Genomic DNA, 17,111 nt, shown 5'->3' with positions numbered 1-17,111 from the left:
TCAGCGACCCCTACGCGTCGTCGCTCGCGGCGGTGTCGTCGGGAGCCGCGCCGTCCGGCGTGTCGTCGTCCGGATCGAAGTTCGCGGGAACGACCGTCGGGTGATCGATGCCGACGGCGGGCGTGGTGGCGCTCATGATTCCGCTAGACGATACGCGACTCGCGCCCTAAAAATTACCCATAGGCATAACGCATCCGAGCGCGGGCGCCGGATGTGCCCCGGTTATATCGTCGCTACGCGATCTGCTCGTCGTACAGCTCCTGCGCGTGTTCGATGGCCGCTTTCGCGGCCGCCTTGTCCTCCCAGCCGAGCGTTTCGACCTCCTTGCCGGCCTCGAGGTTCTTGTACGTCGAGAAGAACTCGTCTATCTCGTCGCGGATCTGTCGGGGGATGTCCTCGAGGTCCTCGATGTGATCGAACCGGGGGTCCTCGGTCGGCACCGCGATCACCTTGTCGTCCTGCTCGCCGTCGTCGTCCATCTTCATCAGCGCGACGGGGCGGGCCTCGACGACGCAGCCGGGGAACGTCTGGTCCTCGACGAGCACCATCACGTCGAAGGGGTCCTCGTCGTCGTAGTACGACTGCGGGATGAAGCCGTAGTCGTACGGGTAGTGGACGTTCGAGTGAAGGACGCGGTCGAGCACGACGCCGGGGATGTCCTTGTCGTACTCGTACTTGTTCCGCTCGCCTTTGAGACACTCGACGACGGCGTAGATCTCGTCCGGCGCGTTCGGTCCCGTCTCGAGATCCTCCCAGAGGTTGACCATGTGCCCGTTGATGGGTCGAAGTCGGGCAAAGTCCTTTCGGGATCGCCTGAGCCGATGCGCTGGCGGCGGAACGGGGACGCGGCACCGCGTCACCGGCCCGAGCCCGCCAACCGCCGATCCGCGGGTTTCGATCGCGAACCGAAGCGACGGTACGACCGAGAGATCGTCGACCGGCTCGGCGCAAACGGAATCGATCAGTCGAACGCGCTCCGCGGCCGGATCGCACGGTTGTCCGCCGAGAGACCGTCGATACCGAGAGATCCGGACGAACGTTCGGAGTTACGCATCGCAGCGATCGTGAACGTTGAGAAAGACTATAAGTTCGGGTCCCCTTCCCTCAGGCATGTCAGAGGCACAAACAGTCACTGATGAATCGAGGGCGGCAAGCGATCTCACGGCGTTCCAGCAGAACATCCTCACCATCCTGGCCGAGGAGCCGATGTACGGTCTCGCCATCAAGCGCGAGCTGGAGGAGTACTACGGCTCCGAGGTGAACCACGGGCGCCTCTACCCGAACCTCGACGACCTCGTCGACTACGGGTTCGTCGGGAAGAGCGAGCTCGACAAGCGGACGAACCAGTACGAGCTCACCGAGGCCGGCCACGACATCGTCCTCGGCCAGATCGAGTGGGTCCTCGGGCGCTTCGTCACCGACGAGGCGCGCGCGGACGAGGTCCGTGCGCTGCTCGAGTAAGGGCGACGGCGCGCGGTCCCGCGCGGTCGACGGCATCGAATCCGATCGAAAATTCCTGGCACACGGCGCGGCGAAAGCCGCGTTCTCTTTTCGATGAGCCGCCGCTACGCCGGATCGTCGGCGGAACCGTCGGCGTCGGCGGAGTCATCGGCAGGATCGTCGACGTCGGCGGAGTCATCGGCAGGGTCGTCGATGTCGCCGGCGACCGACTCGATCACGGACAGCGACTCGTCGACGGCGTCGAGCTGCTCGTCGGTCGGCCACCCGTTTCGAACGAGGTACTCCTCGCGGAACTCGGCGCGCATCGCCGGCGTGGCGTCGTCGACCGGCCGGACGTAGTGGTTGCTCATGAACGCCGCGAACGTCTCCGCGGTGCGCGCGTGGACCTCGGCCTCGCGCTCGGCGACCGCCGCGGCGACCGCCTCGTTGTACGCGGCCACCTCGCGGTAGCGGTCGGCGTCGCCGGGACCGGACAGCGACACCTCGACCGCGCGGTCGGTGTCCTCGACGCGGTCGAGTCGGACCGTTCCGTCGTCCATCCACTCGTCGGGGTACAACACGAGCGTGTCGTCCTCGCCGCGGACGCGCGCGGTGTAGCCGTACTCGGCCGCGAGCGCGTCCCGCCGCTCGCGGTACTGGTCGGCGGCCTCCTCGATCTCGGGCGTCGCCTCCGCGGACTCGGCCTCGCGGGCGAGCCGCGTGAGCCGCTCGGCCTCGTCGACCGCCTCGACCGGGACGTCCGGGACGCGCTCCGCGTCGCGGTCGGGCGTCTCCGCGGCGTCGGCGGCGGCCGCGTCGTCGGGGGCGTCCGCTCCCCCGCCCTCCTCCGCCGCCATCATCTCGCGCGCGCGGTCCTTCGCCCACTCCGGCGGGTCGTCGTCAGTTCGCGTCATCGAGTGCCTCGTTCGCCAGATCGTCGGCGCGTTCGTTTATCTCCCGCGGTACGTGGGCGATCGACCACCGGTCGAACCGCTCCAGCAGCTCCCGGGCGCGGACCCGCTTCTCGCGGAGCTGGGGGTCGTTGGCGTTCCACTCGCCGCGCACCTGCTTGACGATGAGCTCGGAGTCGCCGCGGACGTCGACCGCGTCGAACCCGTACTCGTCGGCCGCCTCCAGCGCGCGGATCAGCGCGGCGTACTCCGCCTGGTTGTTCGTGACGCGGCCGATCCGCTCGCCGCCCTCGGCGACGATCCCGTCCGAGGTGACGAGACACCAGCCGATCCCGCCGGGGCCCGGGTTCCCGCGCGAGGCGCCGTCGAAGTAGACGTGCGCGCGGCCGCCGCCCTCGTTCAGGAGGGCCGTGAGCCGCGTCGGGTCGCTCCCCTGGACGACGACCTTGTCGTCGTACGCGACCGCGACCGCCCCGTCGCGCTCGGCGCGCCACCGCTCGTGGGGGGTGTTCCCCTCGTCGATCCGGACGCCCGCGTCCGCGAGTCGCTCGCGCGCGGCGGCCGGGTCGCAGTCGATCGTCGGCATTCGTCCGGGTTCGGCGCCCGGCGGCCAAAGGGCTGTCCGTCCGCCGCCGAGGTAAAAAGGACCGAATATATGAGGCGTAGCCGACACGGGCGGCGCGGCCGTCGTTCAGAGCGCAGCGACGCCGTCGACCGTCGATTCGAACCGACCGGACGTCGGCGCGACCGCCGGGCGGAGGGCGTGGTGACGCCGCGAACGACCGCCGAGTGCGATCGGTTCGGCGTCGAGCCAGAGGCCCCCGAGGACCGGCCGGCCGGCCCCGTCGAGAGCCCGTCCGGGGTCGACGCCGACGGACGGCGAGACGACCGACTCGGACGCCGGAGCGACCGCCGACGCTGCGGACGACGCGACCGACGACGAGAGCCCGACTTCCGAGGGGCTCCCGAGCGAGCCGCCGTCGAACTGAGCGCCGCGCGGGGGTATGAGACAGGATAACACGGTAACGAACTTTTAAGTTAAACGGATTGGATAGCATATAAATGCGATGACACGGCCCACCCGGCAACGGGATCACGACCGGCAGCGCGTGGGGGACGAAGACGCCGAGGAAGACGAGGTCGACGTCGCGGAGATCGAGGACGTCGACGAACTGGACCCCGAGGACTTCGATCCGGAGGATCTCACCCGGACGGCCGACGGGGAGCTGATACACGAGGAGACGGGGATGATCATCGAAGACGAGCAGATCGATCCCGGCCCGGAGTGGCGCGCGTTCAACCACTCGGAGCGGCAGGAGAAGTCGCGCGTCGGCGCCCCGACGACGAAAACGATGCACGACAAGGGGCTGACGACGACCATCGACTGGAAGGACAAGGACGCGTACGGTCGCTCCATCTCGTCGAAGAAGCGGTCGCAGATGCACCGGCTGCGGAAGTGGCAAGAGCGCATTCGAACGAAGGACGCCGGCGAGCGCAACCTCCAGTTCGCGCTCTCGGAGATCGACCGGATGGCGAGCGCGCTCGGGGTGCCGCGCTCGGTGCGGGAGGTCGCCTCGGTGATCTATCGACGCGCGCTCAACGAGGACCTGATCCGCGGCCGCTCCATCGAGGGCGTCTCCACCGCCGCGCTGTACGCCGCCTGCCGCAAGGAGGGGATCCCCCGGAGCTTAGAGGAGATCTCCGAGGTCTCGCGCGTCGACCGCAAGGAGATCGGCCGGACGTACCGCTACATCTCTCAGGAGCTCGGCCTCGAGATGCGCCCGGTCGACCCGAAGAAGTACGTCCCGCGCTTCTCCTCGGAGCTGGAGCTCTCCGAGGAGGTCCAGTCGAAGGCCAACGAGATCATCGAGACGACCGCGGAGCAGGGGCTGCTCTCCGGGAAGTCGCCAACCGGCTACGCCGCGGCCGCCATCTACGCGGCCTCGCTGCTCTGTAACGAGAAGAAGACCCAGCGCGAGGTCGCCGACGTCGCGCAGGTCACCGAGGTCACCATCCGCAACCGGTACCAAGAGCAGATCGAGGCGATGGGGATCCACAGCTAACGGGCCGGGGCCGACGGGAGGCGTACGGTTTTTTCGCTCGGTCACGGATCACGACACATGCTCGTCTGCGGAACCCAAAACGGGCTGTATCGGCTCGACGGGCCGCACGGCGACCCGGTGCGGGTCGCCGCGTGCGGGCGCGTTCGCGAGGTCGTCCGGAGCGGCGACGCCCGGATCGCCGCGACCGCCGAGGGGCTGTACCGCTCGACCGACGGGACCGAGTGGCACCGGCTCGACGGCCCGGACGGCCCGGTCTCCGTGCTCGCCGGCCCCGAGACCGTGCTGGTCGGGACGGGCTCGATCGACGTGCTCCGGGCGCGGCCGGCGGCCGACGGCGACGGGTGGCGCTTCGACCCGGTCGGCGACCTCGACGCGCATCCGCACGGCGAGCGGTGGCGGGACCGCGCGCCCGGGGCGTCGCCGAGCGTCAGGACGCTGGCGGTCCACCCGGAGAACGGCGTGCTCGCGGGGCTCGAACCCGGCGGCGTCTACGCGTTCGACGGCGACTTCTGGCGGCGGTACGGGCGGGGCGTCCACGACGACGTCCACGACCTGCGCGTGCTCGACGGCGGCGCCGTCGTCGCCGCCACCGGGAACGGGCTCTACCGGACGGACGACGGCGACCGGTGGTACCGGCTCGACACCGACTTCCGCGACTTCTGGGCGAACTACTTCCGCGAGGCGGTCGTCCGCGACGGCCGACTCTACGCGGGGGCGAACCGCTGGGGGCCGGAGGCGCCCTCGGGCGTGACGCTGTCCGGGCCCGTCGACGGCGACGGGTTCGACGCCGACCCCGTGCCCGCCGCCGAGCCGGCGTTCGTCGCCTCGTGGGCGGTCGCCGACGGGACGCTCGTCGGCGGGACGCTGCGCGTCGACGAGGACGGGTTCGCGGGCGGGGAGCCGACGCCGCTGGTCGTCCGCGAGGACGGCGCGTGGCGCACGGGCGCGACGCTACCGGCCGGCGTGACATCACTCGCGACCTGAGCGGCGGGCGACGCGCCGCGGGTCGGGACGAAGCCCCGCCCGCCGCCGACACCGTCAAGTCGCGCTCGGCCCTACACGAAACGAATGCGGCTCGACGAGTTCATCGAGTTCGAGGCGAACGAGCGCGCCGAGCGGCGGCGCCTCGCCGCGGAGAAGGATTACGGGATCGTGGACCACCTCGACTCCTTCGAGCGCCGCTTCGACGAGCACGTCTCCGACGACGCCGTCGTCGGCAGCGTCTCGCCCTCTATCTTCGTCGGCCGCGCGGACTACCCGAACGTCTCGACCGGGCTCCTCTCGCCGGTCGGCCGCGAGGAGCGCGCCGCGGCGTTCGAGACCTCCGCGGCGTGGTACGACGAGGGCGTCTCCATCTCGGACGTGTTCGACCGGCGGACGAGCCTGCTCAACTCGACCCGCGGGGTCGACGTGGCGGACGCGGGCGCGACCGGCGGAGTGAAGTCGGTCGGCGGCGCGAGCGGCCCGGCCGAGAGCGTTCACGACGCGTGGGACGGCTGGCTCGGCGTTCAACGCGAGGTCGCGATCGCGGACCGCCCGGTCGACGTGGAGATCGGTCTCGACGGCCGGCCGGACCTCGACTTCGAGGTCGGGACCGAGGACATCAAGACGCCGACCGGCCCGCGCGCTGCGGCGCGGACCGCCGACCTGGGCGAGAATCCGCACGTCCCGCGGCCGGTACAGAAGACGCTCGAGGACGACGACTGGCGCGCCGAGGGGGCGATGGCGTTCCTCTACCGCCGCGGCTTCGACGTGTACGAGATCAACACGATCCTCTCGGCGGGCGCGCTCGGGCGCGGCGAGAACCGCCGGCTCGTCCCGACGCGCTGGTCGATCACGGCCGTCGACGACACGGTCGGCCAGTTCCTCCGCGGGTCGATCCGCGACGACCCGACCGTCGACCGGATCGAGGTCCACCGCAACGAGTACCTCGGCAACGCGTTCTGGGTGATCCTGGTCCCGGGCCGGTGGGAGTACGAGCTCGTCGAGATGAAGTCGCCGGGGTCGATCTGGAACCCCGACCCCGAGGCCGGCGTCTACCTCGCGGCCGCGAGCGAGGGCCGCGAGGGGCGGACCGGCTACGTCGAGGAGACGGCGGGCGCCTACTACGCGGCTCGGCTGGGCGTCTTGGAACACCTCGACGACCGCGGGCGGCAGGCGAAGGCGCTCGTCTTGCGCCACGTCTCCGACGACTACTGGGGGCCGGTCGGCGTCTGGCAGGTGCGCGAGGCGGTCCGGAACGCGTTCGAGGGCGAGCACGGGGCCGCGGAGACGTTCGGCGAGGCGGTCCGCGGCGTCGCCGACCGCCTCCCCGTCTCGCTCGGGCGCCTCCGCCGGAAGTCGACGATGGCCGCCGGGCTCCAGGCGAACCTCGCGGACTTCGCCGACGCGGACTGAGCCGGCTGGCGGCGACGGTTATTTATAAGCAACTGTGGGGGCGGTATCGTCTATTTATAAAGAGACGTGCGGTGGCGCGTGCCCGCGAGCGGCCGCCCCCGGCGGCCGTGAGCGGCACCGCGCGAGGGACGCGGCGACCGGAGCGCAGCGGAGGGAGCCGCGAGGCTGGGGAGGCGTGAGGTGCGGTCGCTGTGCGGGGCGGGGCGGGGCTTCGGGGGTGTCAACAGCGTCTATGTAGTCAGCCGCTCACAGATAACAGATACAGACACGGGGGCGCTTCTCACGGTAGTCGTCTCAGTCCTCGGCCCAGTAGTACAGCTCCTCGCGGGGCGCGTCGCAGCTCGGGCAGTTCGCGGGGAGCTGGTCGCCGATCTCGCCCATCTCGCCGCACTCCCAGCAGCGCCACATCACGTAGGCGGTGCCGAACACGTCGCGCGCGTCGGTGAGCGTCAGCGTGTCCGTGTCCGACGGCGACGCGACGTAGAAGCCGTCGTCGTCGACCCCGCGGATCGACCCGAGGCGCTCGCCGTCCTCGTTGTACACCTCCTGCCCGATGCTCACGTTCGCGAAGACGGGTTCTTCGGAAGCCATACGCGGCCGTACGCGCTGATCCCTTATAAGTGTGGGAGCAGATAGCACGCCACGTTCGAGATTTCGACCGCCGCTCGACGGGGAACACCGCCAAAGCCCCAGCCGCGACGACTCGCGGCTGCCCCTTCGAGCCCCGCCCCGCACCGCACAGCGACCGCACCTCACGCCTCCCCAGCCTCGCGGCTCGCTCGGGTCTCCCTCCGGTCGCCCCGTCGCTCGCCGCGTCCCTCGCGCGTGCCGACTCGCGGCCTCCGCTTCGCTCCGGCCGCTCGCAGGTGCGCGCCACCGCCGTTCCTACGGGTACCGAACGAGAATCGCCGTCAGAAGAACCAAGATCCGTCCGTTCAGGCGACCGGGGTGCGCTCGACGACGGTCCCGTCGACGGTCGGGTACTGCTCGACGATCTCGCCCTCGTCGAGGTCGCCGTCCTCGACCATCTCCTCCAAGAGCCACCACGCCACTTCGACGTGGTCCGACTTGACGGTGTAGAACTGCTCGGGGACGCCGAGCGCCTCGAAGCGCTCGGGGGCGGCGAACGCCTTCCCGTAGACGAGCGTGCCGTCGTCGGTCACCTCGTCGAACTCGCGACGGATGTTCTTCGCCATCCGCTTCAGGCGGTTCCGGTGTTGGGCGGCGTCTTTGAACACCGACGTACAGAAGTACACCTTCTCGTGGCTCGCCATCTCCTCTAAGATGGCGTCCTTCGACCCCTCGACCGCGGACATGTGGCCCTCCTGAAGCTCGAAGCCCTTCTCTTGCATCCGGCGGTAGTTCCCGTCGGACATCTCGAACTCGTTGATGTTACAGAACTCCGCGGCGCCCTCGTCGAGGAACTCCAGGAACTCCGGCTCCGCGCGGATGCCGGGGATCTCGAAGGCCGGCGTGAGCCCCTCCTCGCGGGCGATATGGAGTATCTCCTCCCACTCGGTGCCGTGCATGTCGCCCCACAGCTCGAGGGGCGGGTGGAAGCGGATCTCGTCGAGACCCGCCTCCGAGAGACGGCGCATGTTCTCGCGGCCGCCCGTGATCCCGGTGTAGAGGTGGGTGTGGTGGTCCTCGCCGAACTCGTCTTTCAACAGTTCGAGGTACCGGGTCGTCTTCGCCATCGCCTCCTGCGGTTCGCCGCCGGTGATCGAGGTGCCGAGCGCGCTCATGCGCTTAGCCTCCTCGATCACGTCTTCGTCCGACTCAACCTTCCGCTCGTTGGCGTACACGTCGGTGACGTTCTTCCGGTTCTCTCCGAGGGGGCAGTAGAAGCAGTCCCGCTGGTCGCAGTAGCCGTAGACGAACAGCACCATCTTCCCGCCCTTGGCGCACTGTTCACAGCCCTTGGAGATCATCTGTCTCTCGTTACCGGCCGCGGCCTGAAAAAGCGTCCGAACCGCGCGTTGCCGGGAGACCCGTTGTCACGGGCGCGAGTAGACCGGACACAAAGTATGTACCCCCGCCGCGGCCAGTGGCGCCCATGGACCGAGACCCGACCGCCGACGACGCCGAGCACAGGGCAGCGAGCGACGCGATCACGCGGCGCCGGGCGCTCGCGGTCGGCGGCGCCGTCGGGCTCGCGAGCCTCGCCGGCTGTACCGCGCTGGACGTGGCCACCGGTGAGGGGCCCGCGGAGTTCGCGGCCGGCACCGCGACGGTCGCCGACGCGACCCTCTCGGAGAGCGGGTACGAACTCAACGAGGTGTCCGACGACGTGATCGCCCGGGAGGTGGAGGTGGCCGGGCGGACCCGCGAGGTGCGCGTGACGAACACCGTCGCCGAGTACGACAAGGCCGTCGAGCTGTTCGGCGAGCGCTACCAGGCCGCCGTGTTCGCCGCGGTGACGACGCCGCAGATCGAGGTGCTCGGTCGGGCGCTCAACCCGATCGCCGAGATGGGTACCCGCGAGCGCGCCGACCTCATCCTGCGCCGGTACGAGGGGGTCGGCGACCTCGAGCGCGGCTCGGAGTACTCGACCGAGGTCCTCGGGTCCGACGCCGCGGTCGTCGTGTACGCGGCCGACGGCGAGATCGCGGGGACCGGCGCGACCACCGAGCTGGAGCTACACATCGGCGAGCCGGTCGGGGTCGACGACGACTTCGTCCTCCCGCTGGCGGCGTATCCGGCCGCGTTCAGCGACGGCGAGAACGTCCGCCGGATGATGAACGGGCTCGAACACGAGCCGAACGAGGGGAGCTGACGGCGCGGGTCGGCCGCCGCGTCGGACGCGGGGAGCTGACGTCGCGGGTCGGCCGCCGCGTCGGACGAGCGCAGACCGACGCCGACCGGGACCCCGCCCGGCGCGGGCGCCGGCGTCGCGCGACCGCGCCGCGAGCCGAAAACATATGCCGTCCCCCGGCGTAGCTTCGAACGATGCTGCTCGTCCTCTGCGTCGACCTCGACGACGACCTCGGCCGCAAGACGGGGATCCCAACCCCCGTCATCGGCGACGAGGACGTCACCGAGGCCGCGGTCGCGCTCGCGACCGCCGACCCGGAGGACTCCGACGTCAACGTCCTCTTCCAGGGCGTCAACGTCCACGACGAACTCGCCGCCGAGGGCGAGGCCGTCGAGGTCGCGGCCGTCACGGGCGTCGACGGCGCCGACGTGAAGGCGAACCGGGCGGTCGGCAAGGAGGTCGACCGCGTGCTCGCGGAGCTGTCGACCGGCGAGGAGGTGTCCGCGGTCGTGATCACCGACGGCGCCCAAGACGAGTCCGTCCTCCCCGTGATCCGGTCGCGGATGCCGATCGACGGGATGCGGCGCGTCGTCGTCCGCCAGGCGCAGGACCTCGAATCGCTGTACTACACGATCAAGCAGGTCCTCGCCGACCCGGAGACTCGCGGCACGATACTGGTCCCGCTCGGAGTCCTCCTCTTGATCTACCCGCTCGTCGTCGTGGCGAACCTCTTCGACGTCGCCGGCGCGGCGGTGCTGGGGATCCTCTCGGGCGGGGTCGGCCTCTACTCGCTGTTCCGCGGGCTAGGGCTCGAAGAGACCGTCGACGGCACCGCCGAGACCGTCCGCAACGTCCTCTACACCGGGCGCGTGACGCTCGTCACCTACGTGGTCGCGCTCGCGCTCGTCGTCGTCGGGATCGTTCAGGGAGTCGACACCGTCGACGCCATCCGCGGCGTCCGCGGCGGATCGCTCGCCGCCGGGACGGCCCTCGCCGCGTTCGTCCACGGGCTCGTCCAGTGGCTCAGCGTCGCGGGCGTCACCTCCAGTCTCGGGCAGATCACCGACGAGTACCTCGCCGGGCGGTTCCGGTGGCGCTACCTCAACGCCCCCTTCTACGTGGCGTCCATCGCCGTCGTACTGTTCGCGGTCTCCGGGTTCTTCCTCCCGGAGGCGCCGGGCGTGACGGCGCTCGGGCTCTCGGAGCTGGCGATGGCGCTCGCGGCCGGGACGCTCATCGGCGTGTTGAGCACGCTCGCGTTCGCGGTGGCGGAGTCGCAGCTCCCCTCCGCGGAGCCGGTGTGAGGGGAAAGAGGTGGCAAAAAGGACGGCGCCGTCAGCGCGGCGTCCAGGAGTCGCACGCCTCCATGTCGTCCATGAGCTCGTCGTAGTGAGCGCAGTAGGGGCGCATCCCGTCGTCGGTCCGGACGTAGTCGAACTCGGCGCAGTTGCCGCAGTACGCGTCGCCGGGCCCGTCTCGGGCGGCGGGGGAGCCGGGAGCGGGCCCGGACTCCGGTGCCGCCGGCGACGACGGGACATCCGTCGACTCCGCCTCGTCGAGCGGCGAGGTGATGTCGCTCTCGGCGCTGCCGCCGTCGCTCACGCCCGGTGAACCGGGACCGGAGCGGCCGGCGGCGCGGGACCGTCCCGTCGAACTCGTCCGTCCGCGCGCGCCCGACGCACCGGAGTCGACCGCCTCCCCGGAGCCGGGAGCGGGTCCGGACGAACCGCTCGACGAAGACGGGGTCGAGCCCCGCGCCGCGGAGTTCTCGGCGCCGCCGTCGTCCGGGCGGTTCGTCTGCGTCTCGACGTCGCCGTCGGGGGTGCCGCCGAGGAGGCCGACGCCGCCGCGGCTCCCCAGTTGGTCACGGGGCACCTCGACCACCTTCGTCTCGCCCTTGTGGGTCACCTCCATCGAGACGGTGCCGCCGGGGTCGTTGCGGGTCTTGAAGTTCGCGACGCCGACAAACACGCTCCACAGCGTCGTCGCGGCGCCGAGGAAGTAGACGCCCGCGGTCGGGAGCGTCAGGTCGGTCAGTTCCGGACGCGGCCCCCCGACCCACTGCTGGGGGTACGCGTGCGCGAACAGCGCCACACCGAGACACATGACGGCCGCGCCGACGAACGCCGCGGCGTAGGTGTTGCGGTCGGCCGGGAGGACCGCCATCACGCCGAGCAACACGAGCGGGACGCCGACGCCGCCGACGATCCCGCCGACCTCCCGCGCGGTGCCCGCGGTGTAGCCCGCCGGTAGCACCACCTCGGCCGCCACGAGGATCCCCACGACGAGGAGCAGCGCGCCCGCGACGAAGGATCCCACACCGAGGTACAGCCGATGCGGGTCGACCCCGGAGCGCCCCCGTCCGCCGTACGCCTCCGAGAGACTGGTCATAGGCGGGGTACGTCGTCCACCGTGAAAACAGTACGTCAGACGATCACGGATCGCGGGCGAACGCGGCGGCCCGAACAGGGGGCCGCGGGCGAACCGAACGGGGAACGCGGCGGCCCGAACAGGGGGCCGCGGGCGAACCGAACGGGGACTCCCGCCTCAGACCAGCGCGTCGACGTCGACGTGGGCGTCGAGCAGGTCGGCCATCCGGTCCACCGTCCGGACGTCGCGGGTGCGCCCGCCGCGGACGACCTCCTCGGCCCGGTCGATGGCCGTGACCGTGTCGGTGTTGACGGCGAGGACCGGCTTGCCGGCGTCGGCGGCCTTCCCCAGCACCGCGCCGGAGGGGCGGTGTCCGCCGGTGAGGACGAGGCAGGCGACCCCGGAGGCGTCGAGCGCCGCGGTCTGGACGTCCGCGCGGTCGCCGCCGGTGATGACGGCGGCGTCGCGGGCGCGCCGGAAGTAACGGAGCGCCTCGTCGCCGCCCATCGCGCCCACGAGGAAGCGCTCGACGAACGCGTCGGTGGGCGCGTCGGTGAGGAGTTCGGCGCCGAGCTCGTCTGCGAGTTCCCCGACCGTGACGCCCGCTAACTCCTTCTCGTACGGGAGCGCGCCGAAGACGGTGATCCCCTTCGACTCGAGGAACGGGATCCCGTCCTGGTCGAGCGACTCGAAGGCGTCGTCGGACACCTTGTTGAACACGACGCCGGCGAGGCGGTCGCCGAACGCGTCGGCGGCCGCAAGCACCTCGTCGAGGTCGTTCGGCGAGCCGTACTCCGCGACGAGGACGACCCGCGCGTCGAGCAGCTCCGCGACGTCGACGTCGGTGAGGTCGACGACGCCGCCGGTCGTCCAGCTGCCGCCACCCTCGACGAACACCCGGTCGTTGTCGGCCGCGATCCCGTCGTACTCCTCGCGGATCCGGTCGCGGAGCGCGTCCGGGTCCTCGGTGCCGCGGATCGCGCCCTCGACGAACGTCGGGGAGTAGACCACCGGCTCCATCTGGTGCATCTCGGCGTCTAAGCCGAGCACCTCGCGGGCGAGCATGGGGTCCTGATCGAGGGTCTTGCCGACGTTCGACTGGAGCCGGGTCCCCTTCGGTTTCATGTAGCCGACGCTGCGGTCGCGGTCGGCCGCGAGCCGCGCGAGGGCGACGGTGATCGCTGTCTTTCCGGCGCTGTCTCCGGTCGCGGTGACGAGTGTGGTGGGTGTGTCAGTCATCGGTGGGTTCCTCCGCGTCGAGCGGCTTCGGATCGGTCTCCGCGTCGGTTCCCGGCGGGTCGAGTGCCTCCGGGTCGACGGTGAGTCTCACGTCGACGGCGGCGGCGTTCGTGCCGCCGTCGTCGTCGGGCAGTGCGACGAGGGGGTTGATGTCGAGCTCTAAGATGGCCGGGAAGTCGGTGACCAGCTGCGAGAGCCGGCCGATCGTCTCGATGACGGCGTCGACGTCGACGGGGTCGCGGCCGCGGGCGCCCCGCAGCAGCGGCGCCGACTGGATCTCCTCGGTCATCTCGCGGGCCTCGGGCTCGGAGACGGGCGCGACGCGGAAGGTGGTGTCCTCCATCACCTCCACGAAGATGCCGCCGAGCCCGAACATCAGCAGCGGGCCGAACTGCGGGTCGCGGTTCATCCCGACGATCGTCTCGACGCCGTCGTCGAGGTCGACCATCTCCTGGACCTGAACGCCGAGGACGGTCGCGTCCGGCTGGTAGTTGCGGGCGCGGGTGATCAGGTCCTCGTAGGTGTCGGCCACGTCGTCGTCCGCGACGCCGACGGCGACGCCGCCGATGTCGGACTTGTGCAGGATGTCCGGCGAGACGATCTTCATCACCACGTCGCCGTCGACCCCGGCCGCGACCTCGCGGGCGCGCTCGGGCGAGTCGACGATCTCGCCGGCCGGCGTGGGGATGCCGTACGCGTCGAGCAGTTCCATCGCCTCGACGCCGAGGCGGTTGTCGTCGCGGTCGCGCACCGCGTTCAGGATCTCGCGGGCGCGTTCGCGATCGACGTCGAACGACATCGGCGGCGCGTACTCGCGCGCCTTGATGTCGCGGTAGCGCGCGAGCGTCGCGAGGCTGTCGATCGCGCGGGCGGGATCGAAGTAGCAGGGGATCCCCTTCGACTGGAGCCGCTGTTTCGGCTCGCGAGTCCGGTCGCCGCCCATCAGACAGGCGGCGACGGGCGCGTCCATCTCGTCGCTCACGTCGGTGATCGCGTCCGCGAGCTCGTCGAAATCGATCGTCGCCGTCGGCGCGGCCAACACCATCGCGGCGCCGACGTTGTCGTCGGCGACCGTGATTTCGAGCGCCTCGCGGAACCGCTCCACGTCGGCGTCGCCGATCACGTCGACCGGGTTGTGGATGTTCGCCTCCTCGGGCATCGACCCCGCGAGCCGGTCGGTCGTCTCGGCCGTGAACGAGGCCATGTCGAGGTCGGCGTCGCCAACGGCGTCGGTCGCCATCACGCCCGGGCCGCCGGCGTTCGTGACGACCGCGACGCTGTCGGTGTCGGGAAGCGGCTGGCTGCCGAGGATGCCCGCCGAGTCGAACAGCTCGTCGACCGACTCCGCGCGGATGACCCCCGCCTGGTCGAGGCCGGCCTCGTACGCCTTGTCGGAACCCGCCAGCGTCCCGGTGTGCGAGGAGGCGGCCTGCGCGCCGGCGCTCGTCCGTCCCGACTTCACGGCGACGATCGGGGTGTCGCCCGTCGTCTCGCGGGCGGTCTCGATGAACTCGCGGCCGTCCTCGATCCCCTCGAGGTAGCCGATGATCACGTCGGTCTCCTCGTCGTCCCCCCAGTGGTCGACGAAGTCCGTCTCGTCTAACACCGCCTTGTTCCCCAGCGAGACAACGTCCTCGAACCCGATCCCGTTGTCGTTGGCCCAGTCGAGGACCGCGGTGACGAACGCCCCCGACTGGCTCATGAAAGAGAGCCCGCCGGGGAGGGCGTTCTCGGGGCCGAACGTGGCGTTCATCCCCGAGGGCGTCGACATGATCCCCAGGCTGTTTGGGCCGACGAGGTTCAGGTCGTACTCGTCGGCTAGCTCCGCGAGGCGACGCTCCCTCGCCGCTCCGTCCTCCCCCGTCTCGCCGAACCCGGCGGTGATCACGACGACGTTGCGGACCCCCGCCTCGCCGCACGCCTCGATGGCGTCCAACACGATCGAGGGGGGAACGACGACGACCGCGACGTCGGCGTCCGCGTCGGCGACGTCGTCGACGCAGGCCGTGCCGAGCACCTCGTCGTAGTTCGGGTTGACGGGGACCGTGTCGCCGTCGAAGTCGTCGAGGAGATTCGACGTGACGGCGCGGCCGACGGCGCCCTCGCGGGCGGTGGCGCCGACGACGGCGACCCGGTCCGGGTCGAACAGCTCGTTGAGCGTACCCATCAACGCGGGAGTACGCGAAGCGGCGGCTTAAGATCGGTGGGAGGTTCTTCGAAATCGGGTCCTACGGTGAACGATCGATCGGGTTCAGGTCAGGGGTCGGTCGATCCCGGGGATCGCTCGGAGGGTGCGTCGGCGTCGTCGGCCCCGCGGTCCGCGGCGGACGCGGCGACGGCCCCCTCGCCGGCGTCGGATTCGGGGGAGACCGTCTCCGAGCCGGCGACCGGCGCCGTCGCCCCGCCGTCCGGCTCGGTCGAGACCGAACTGACCGCCGAGCCCGCCGGGCGCCCGCGCTCCGCCACCGAGAAGGAGGGGTCGCAGTCGGCGTCGGGGACGCTGATCGTCACCTCGTTGCCGTCGGGGCCGGCGTCGAACGCGAGGTCGCCGCCGGAGCGGTCCGCGATCCAGTAGACGAGCCACAGCCCCATCCCGCCGGTGTGTCTGAGGTCGTCCATCTTCCACCGGTCGGTGATCGGGTCCCGCTCGGCCGCCGGGATGGGGGGCGCGTCGTCCCCGACCGCGATCTCGACGCGGTCGTCGGGCGCCGTGACCTCGACCTCGACCGTCGCCGCCCCCTCCGCGTGTTCGATCGCGTTCTCGATCAGCTCGGCGATCGCGTAGTCGAGCTCGGGGTGCGTGAACGCCCGCGCGTCCGCGGGACAGGAGACCGCGATGTCGGCGGGCGAATCGCGCGCGTCCCCGACGGCGTCCGCCACCGCGCGCTCGACGAGCGGGGCGACCCGGAGCGGCTGCGGCGGCTCGTGCTGGCGGAGGAGGTCGATCACGCCGCGCTGCTTCTCGGCGGTGGTGAGCAGGTCGTCCGCGACGCGGCGGACCGTCTCGGCGTGGTCGATCAGGTCGGCGGCGAGTTCGGCCAGGTCGACGTCCGGGGGATCCGGTTCGTCGCCCCCGGACGCCGTCGCCGCGGCACCGACGGCGTCGTCGACCCGGTCGGCGATCCGCTCCGCCGTGCCGTCGACGATGTTCATGTCGTTGCGGATGGTGTGCCGGAGCAGGTTGTCCATCACCGTGAGCTGTCGCTCGCGGCGGTACTCGTCGGTGACGTCGCGCGCGAACCCGGTGACCGCGACCACCTCGCCGTCCTCGACGACGGGGCGGGCGGGCACCCGGACCCAGGTGGTCGGCCCGTCGGGCGAGCCGATCCGGTAGTCGAGGTTCGTCGGCTCGCCGGCGGAGAGCCGCTCCATCGAGCGCTCGACGTCCGCCCTGTCGTCGGGGTGGACGGCCTCTAAGAACTCTCGCGGCCGCGCTTCGAGCGTGTCGGGGGCGATCCCGAACACCGACTCGACCGCGCCGTTGACGAACAAAAGCTCCGTCCAGTCGGCGTCGAACATCCACAGCACGTCCGGCGAGGTCGAGGCGATGGTCTCCAGGCGCCGCCTGGACTCGACCTCGAGGGTGATGTCGCGAGAGCTCAGCGCGTAGCCGTCGAGCCCGGTGTCGGCGGGCGGGAACACGCGGGTGCGGAACCACACCCAGTCGCCGTCGGCGGTCTCGTAGCGGTACTCCAACGGGGCGTCCGTCTCGTCGCCGTCGGCGACGAGCGCCTCGAACGCCGCCCGGACGCGGTCGGTGTCGTCGGGGTGGACCAGCTCGAACGCGTCCGTCCCGACGAGCTCCTCGGGGTCGAACCCGAGCAGATCGCGCGTGGCCGCGTTGAGGTACCGGAACCGGCCCGCCTCGTCGATCACCGCAAGCTTGTCTTGCGCGAGATCGAGAAGGGTCTTCGGCTCCGGCGGGCGAGACATATC

The 17,111-nt window shown here is 71.0% G+C and carries 17 protein-coding genes; 6 read left to right on the top strand and 11 right to left on the bottom strand.

Translation table 11 applies throughout. The features are described from left to right. Positions 1–10: 10 nt before the first annotated feature. Both EXE42_RS20615 and EXE42_RS08725 read right to left on the bottom strand, forming a co-directional pair. The gene (locus tag EXE42_RS20615) at positions 11–136 is read right to left on the bottom strand and encodes a hypothetical protein (protein WP_255510209.1); all 126 of its coding nucleotides are present in this window, start codon (positions 134–136) and stop codon (positions 11–13) included. Between the two features lie 97 nt (positions 137–233). Next, on the bottom strand, positions 234–767 hold the full coding sequence (locus tag EXE42_RS08725) for an inorganic diphosphatase (protein ID WP_137706339.1): 534 nt from the start codon (positions 765–767) through the stop codon (positions 234–236). A gap of 343 nt (positions 768–1,110) precedes the next feature. On the opposite strand from EXE42_RS08725, the gene EXE42_RS08720 reads away from it, so the two are divergent. Beyond that, positions 1,111–1,461, top strand: coding sequence for a PadR family transcriptional regulator (locus EXE42_RS08720; RefSeq protein WP_092920807.1), 351 nt, complete (start codon positions 1,111–1,113; stop codon positions 1,459–1,461). Between the two features lie 104 nt (positions 1,462–1,565). Here the strand turns inward: EXE42_RS08720 and EXE42_RS08715 are convergent, their stop codons facing one another. The 3 genes from EXE42_RS08715 to EXE42_RS08705 all read right to left on the bottom strand — a co-directional run bounded on the left by EXE42_RS08715 (position 1,566) and on the right by EXE42_RS08705 (position 3,372). Then, the gene (locus tag EXE42_RS08715; protein ID WP_137706338.1) at positions 1,566–2,354 is read right to left on the bottom strand and encodes a hypothetical protein; all 789 of its coding nucleotides are present in this window, start codon (positions 2,352–2,354) and stop codon (positions 1,566–1,568) included. Then, positions 2,341–2,937 (bottom strand): ribonuclease HI, encoded by a 597-nt coding sequence (gene rnhA, locus EXE42_RS08710; protein WP_137706337.1) that lies wholly within the window; start codon positions 2,935–2,937, stop codon positions 2,341–2,343. The genes EXE42_RS08715 and rnhA overlap by 14 nt, the downstream gene beginning before the upstream one ends. A gap of 105 nt (positions 2,938–3,042) precedes the next feature. After that, positions 3,043–3,372 carry a hypothetical protein gene (locus EXE42_RS08705; RefSeq protein ID WP_137706336.1) on the bottom strand — a complete coding sequence of 110 codons (330 nt, stop codon included), beginning with the start codon at positions 3,370–3,372 and terminating at the stop codon, positions 3,043–3,045. A gap of 46 nt (positions 3,373–3,418) precedes the next feature. On the opposite strand from EXE42_RS08705, the gene EXE42_RS08700 reads away from it, so the two are divergent. The 3 genes from EXE42_RS08700 (at position 3,419) to nreA (ending at position 6,811) form a co-directional block, all read left to right on the top strand. After that, positions 3,419–4,414, top strand: a complete 996-nt coding sequence (locus tag EXE42_RS08700; RefSeq protein ID WP_092920804.1) for a transcription initiation factor IIB family protein — start codon at positions 3,419–3,421, stop codon at positions 4,412–4,414. 57 nt (positions 4,415–4,471) lie between these two features. Continuing rightward, the gene (locus tag EXE42_RS08695) at positions 4,472–5,398 is read left to right on the top strand and encodes a hypothetical protein (protein WP_137706335.1); all 927 of its coding nucleotides are present in this window, start codon (positions 4,472–4,474) and stop codon (positions 5,396–5,398) included. Positions 5,399–5,482: 84 nt separating this feature from the next. After that, a complete protein-coding gene (gene nreA / locus EXE42_RS08690; protein WP_137706334.1) occupies positions 5,483–6,811 on the top strand; it encodes a DNA repair protein NreA in 1,329 nt (442 codons plus the stop codon). Positions 6,812–7,105: 294 nt separating this feature from the next. Here nreA and EXE42_RS08685 read toward each other — a convergent pair whose 3' ends face one another. Together EXE42_RS08685 and EXE42_RS08680 are read right to left on the bottom strand one after the other, a co-directional pair. Beyond that, on the bottom strand, positions 7,106–7,402 hold the full coding sequence (locus EXE42_RS08685; RefSeq protein WP_137706333.1) for a rubredoxin-like domain-containing protein: 297 nt from the start codon (positions 7,400–7,402) through the stop codon (positions 7,106–7,108). 344 nt (positions 7,403–7,746) lie between these two features. Further along, positions 7,747–8,742: a radical SAM protein gene (locus EXE42_RS08680; RefSeq protein WP_092920800.1), complete on the bottom strand. Its 996-nt coding sequence runs from the start codon at positions 8,740–8,742 to the stop codon at positions 7,747–7,749. Positions 8,743–8,867: 125 nt separating this feature from the next. Between EXE42_RS08680 and EXE42_RS08675 the strand changes: the two genes are divergently transcribed. Both EXE42_RS08675 and EXE42_RS08670 read left to right on the top strand, forming a co-directional pair. Beyond that, complete coding sequence (locus tag EXE42_RS08675) at positions 8,868–9,587, top strand: DUF6517 family protein (protein WP_137694180.1); 720 nt, start codon at positions 8,868–8,870, stop codon at positions 9,585–9,587. 173 nt (positions 9,588–9,760) lie between these two features. Continuing rightward, positions 9,761–10,870: a DUF373 family protein gene (locus tag EXE42_RS08670; RefSeq protein ID WP_137706332.1), complete on the top strand. Its 1,110-nt coding sequence runs from the start codon at positions 9,761–9,763 to the stop codon at positions 10,868–10,870. Between the two features lie 31 nt (positions 10,871–10,901). On the opposite strand, the gene EXE42_RS08665 is transcribed toward EXE42_RS08670, so the two are convergent. From EXE42_RS08665 to EXE42_RS08650, 4 genes are all read right to left on the bottom strand, one after another. Next, positions 10,902–11,957 carry a hypothetical protein gene (locus EXE42_RS08665; RefSeq protein WP_137694179.1) on the bottom strand — a complete coding sequence of 352 codons (1,056 nt, stop codon included), beginning with the start codon at positions 11,955–11,957 and terminating at the stop codon, positions 10,902–10,904. 156 nt (positions 11,958–12,113) lie between these two features. Next, the gene (locus EXE42_RS08660) at positions 12,114–13,175 is read right to left on the bottom strand and encodes a phosphotransacetylase family protein (RefSeq protein WP_092920796.1); all 1,062 of its coding nucleotides are present in this window, start codon (positions 13,173–13,175) and stop codon (positions 12,114–12,116) included. Beyond that, positions 13,168–15,342 (bottom strand): acetate--CoA ligase family protein, encoded by a 2,175-nt coding sequence (locus EXE42_RS08655; RefSeq protein WP_137706331.1) that lies wholly within the window; start codon positions 15,340–15,342, stop codon positions 13,168–13,170. Before EXE42_RS08655 ends, EXE42_RS08660 begins: the two co-directional genes overlap by 8 nt. A gap of 89 nt (positions 15,343–15,431) precedes the next feature. Continuing rightward, positions 15,432–17,108 carry a PAS domain-containing sensor histidine kinase gene (locus EXE42_RS08650; protein WP_137706330.1) on the bottom strand — a complete coding sequence of 559 codons (1,677 nt, stop codon included), beginning with the start codon at positions 17,106–17,108 and terminating at the stop codon, positions 15,432–15,434. Positions 17,109–17,111: the final 3 nt, after the last annotated feature.

The organism is Halorubrum sp. SP3 (assembly GCF_005435195.1).
Classification (GTDB): domain Archaea; phylum Halobacteriota; class Halobacteria; order Halobacteriales; family Haloferacaceae; genus Halorubrum; species Halorubrum sodomense.
The sequence above is the reverse complement of the archived record's forward strand: the minus strand, read 5'-3'. Positions and strand labels throughout refer to the sequence as shown.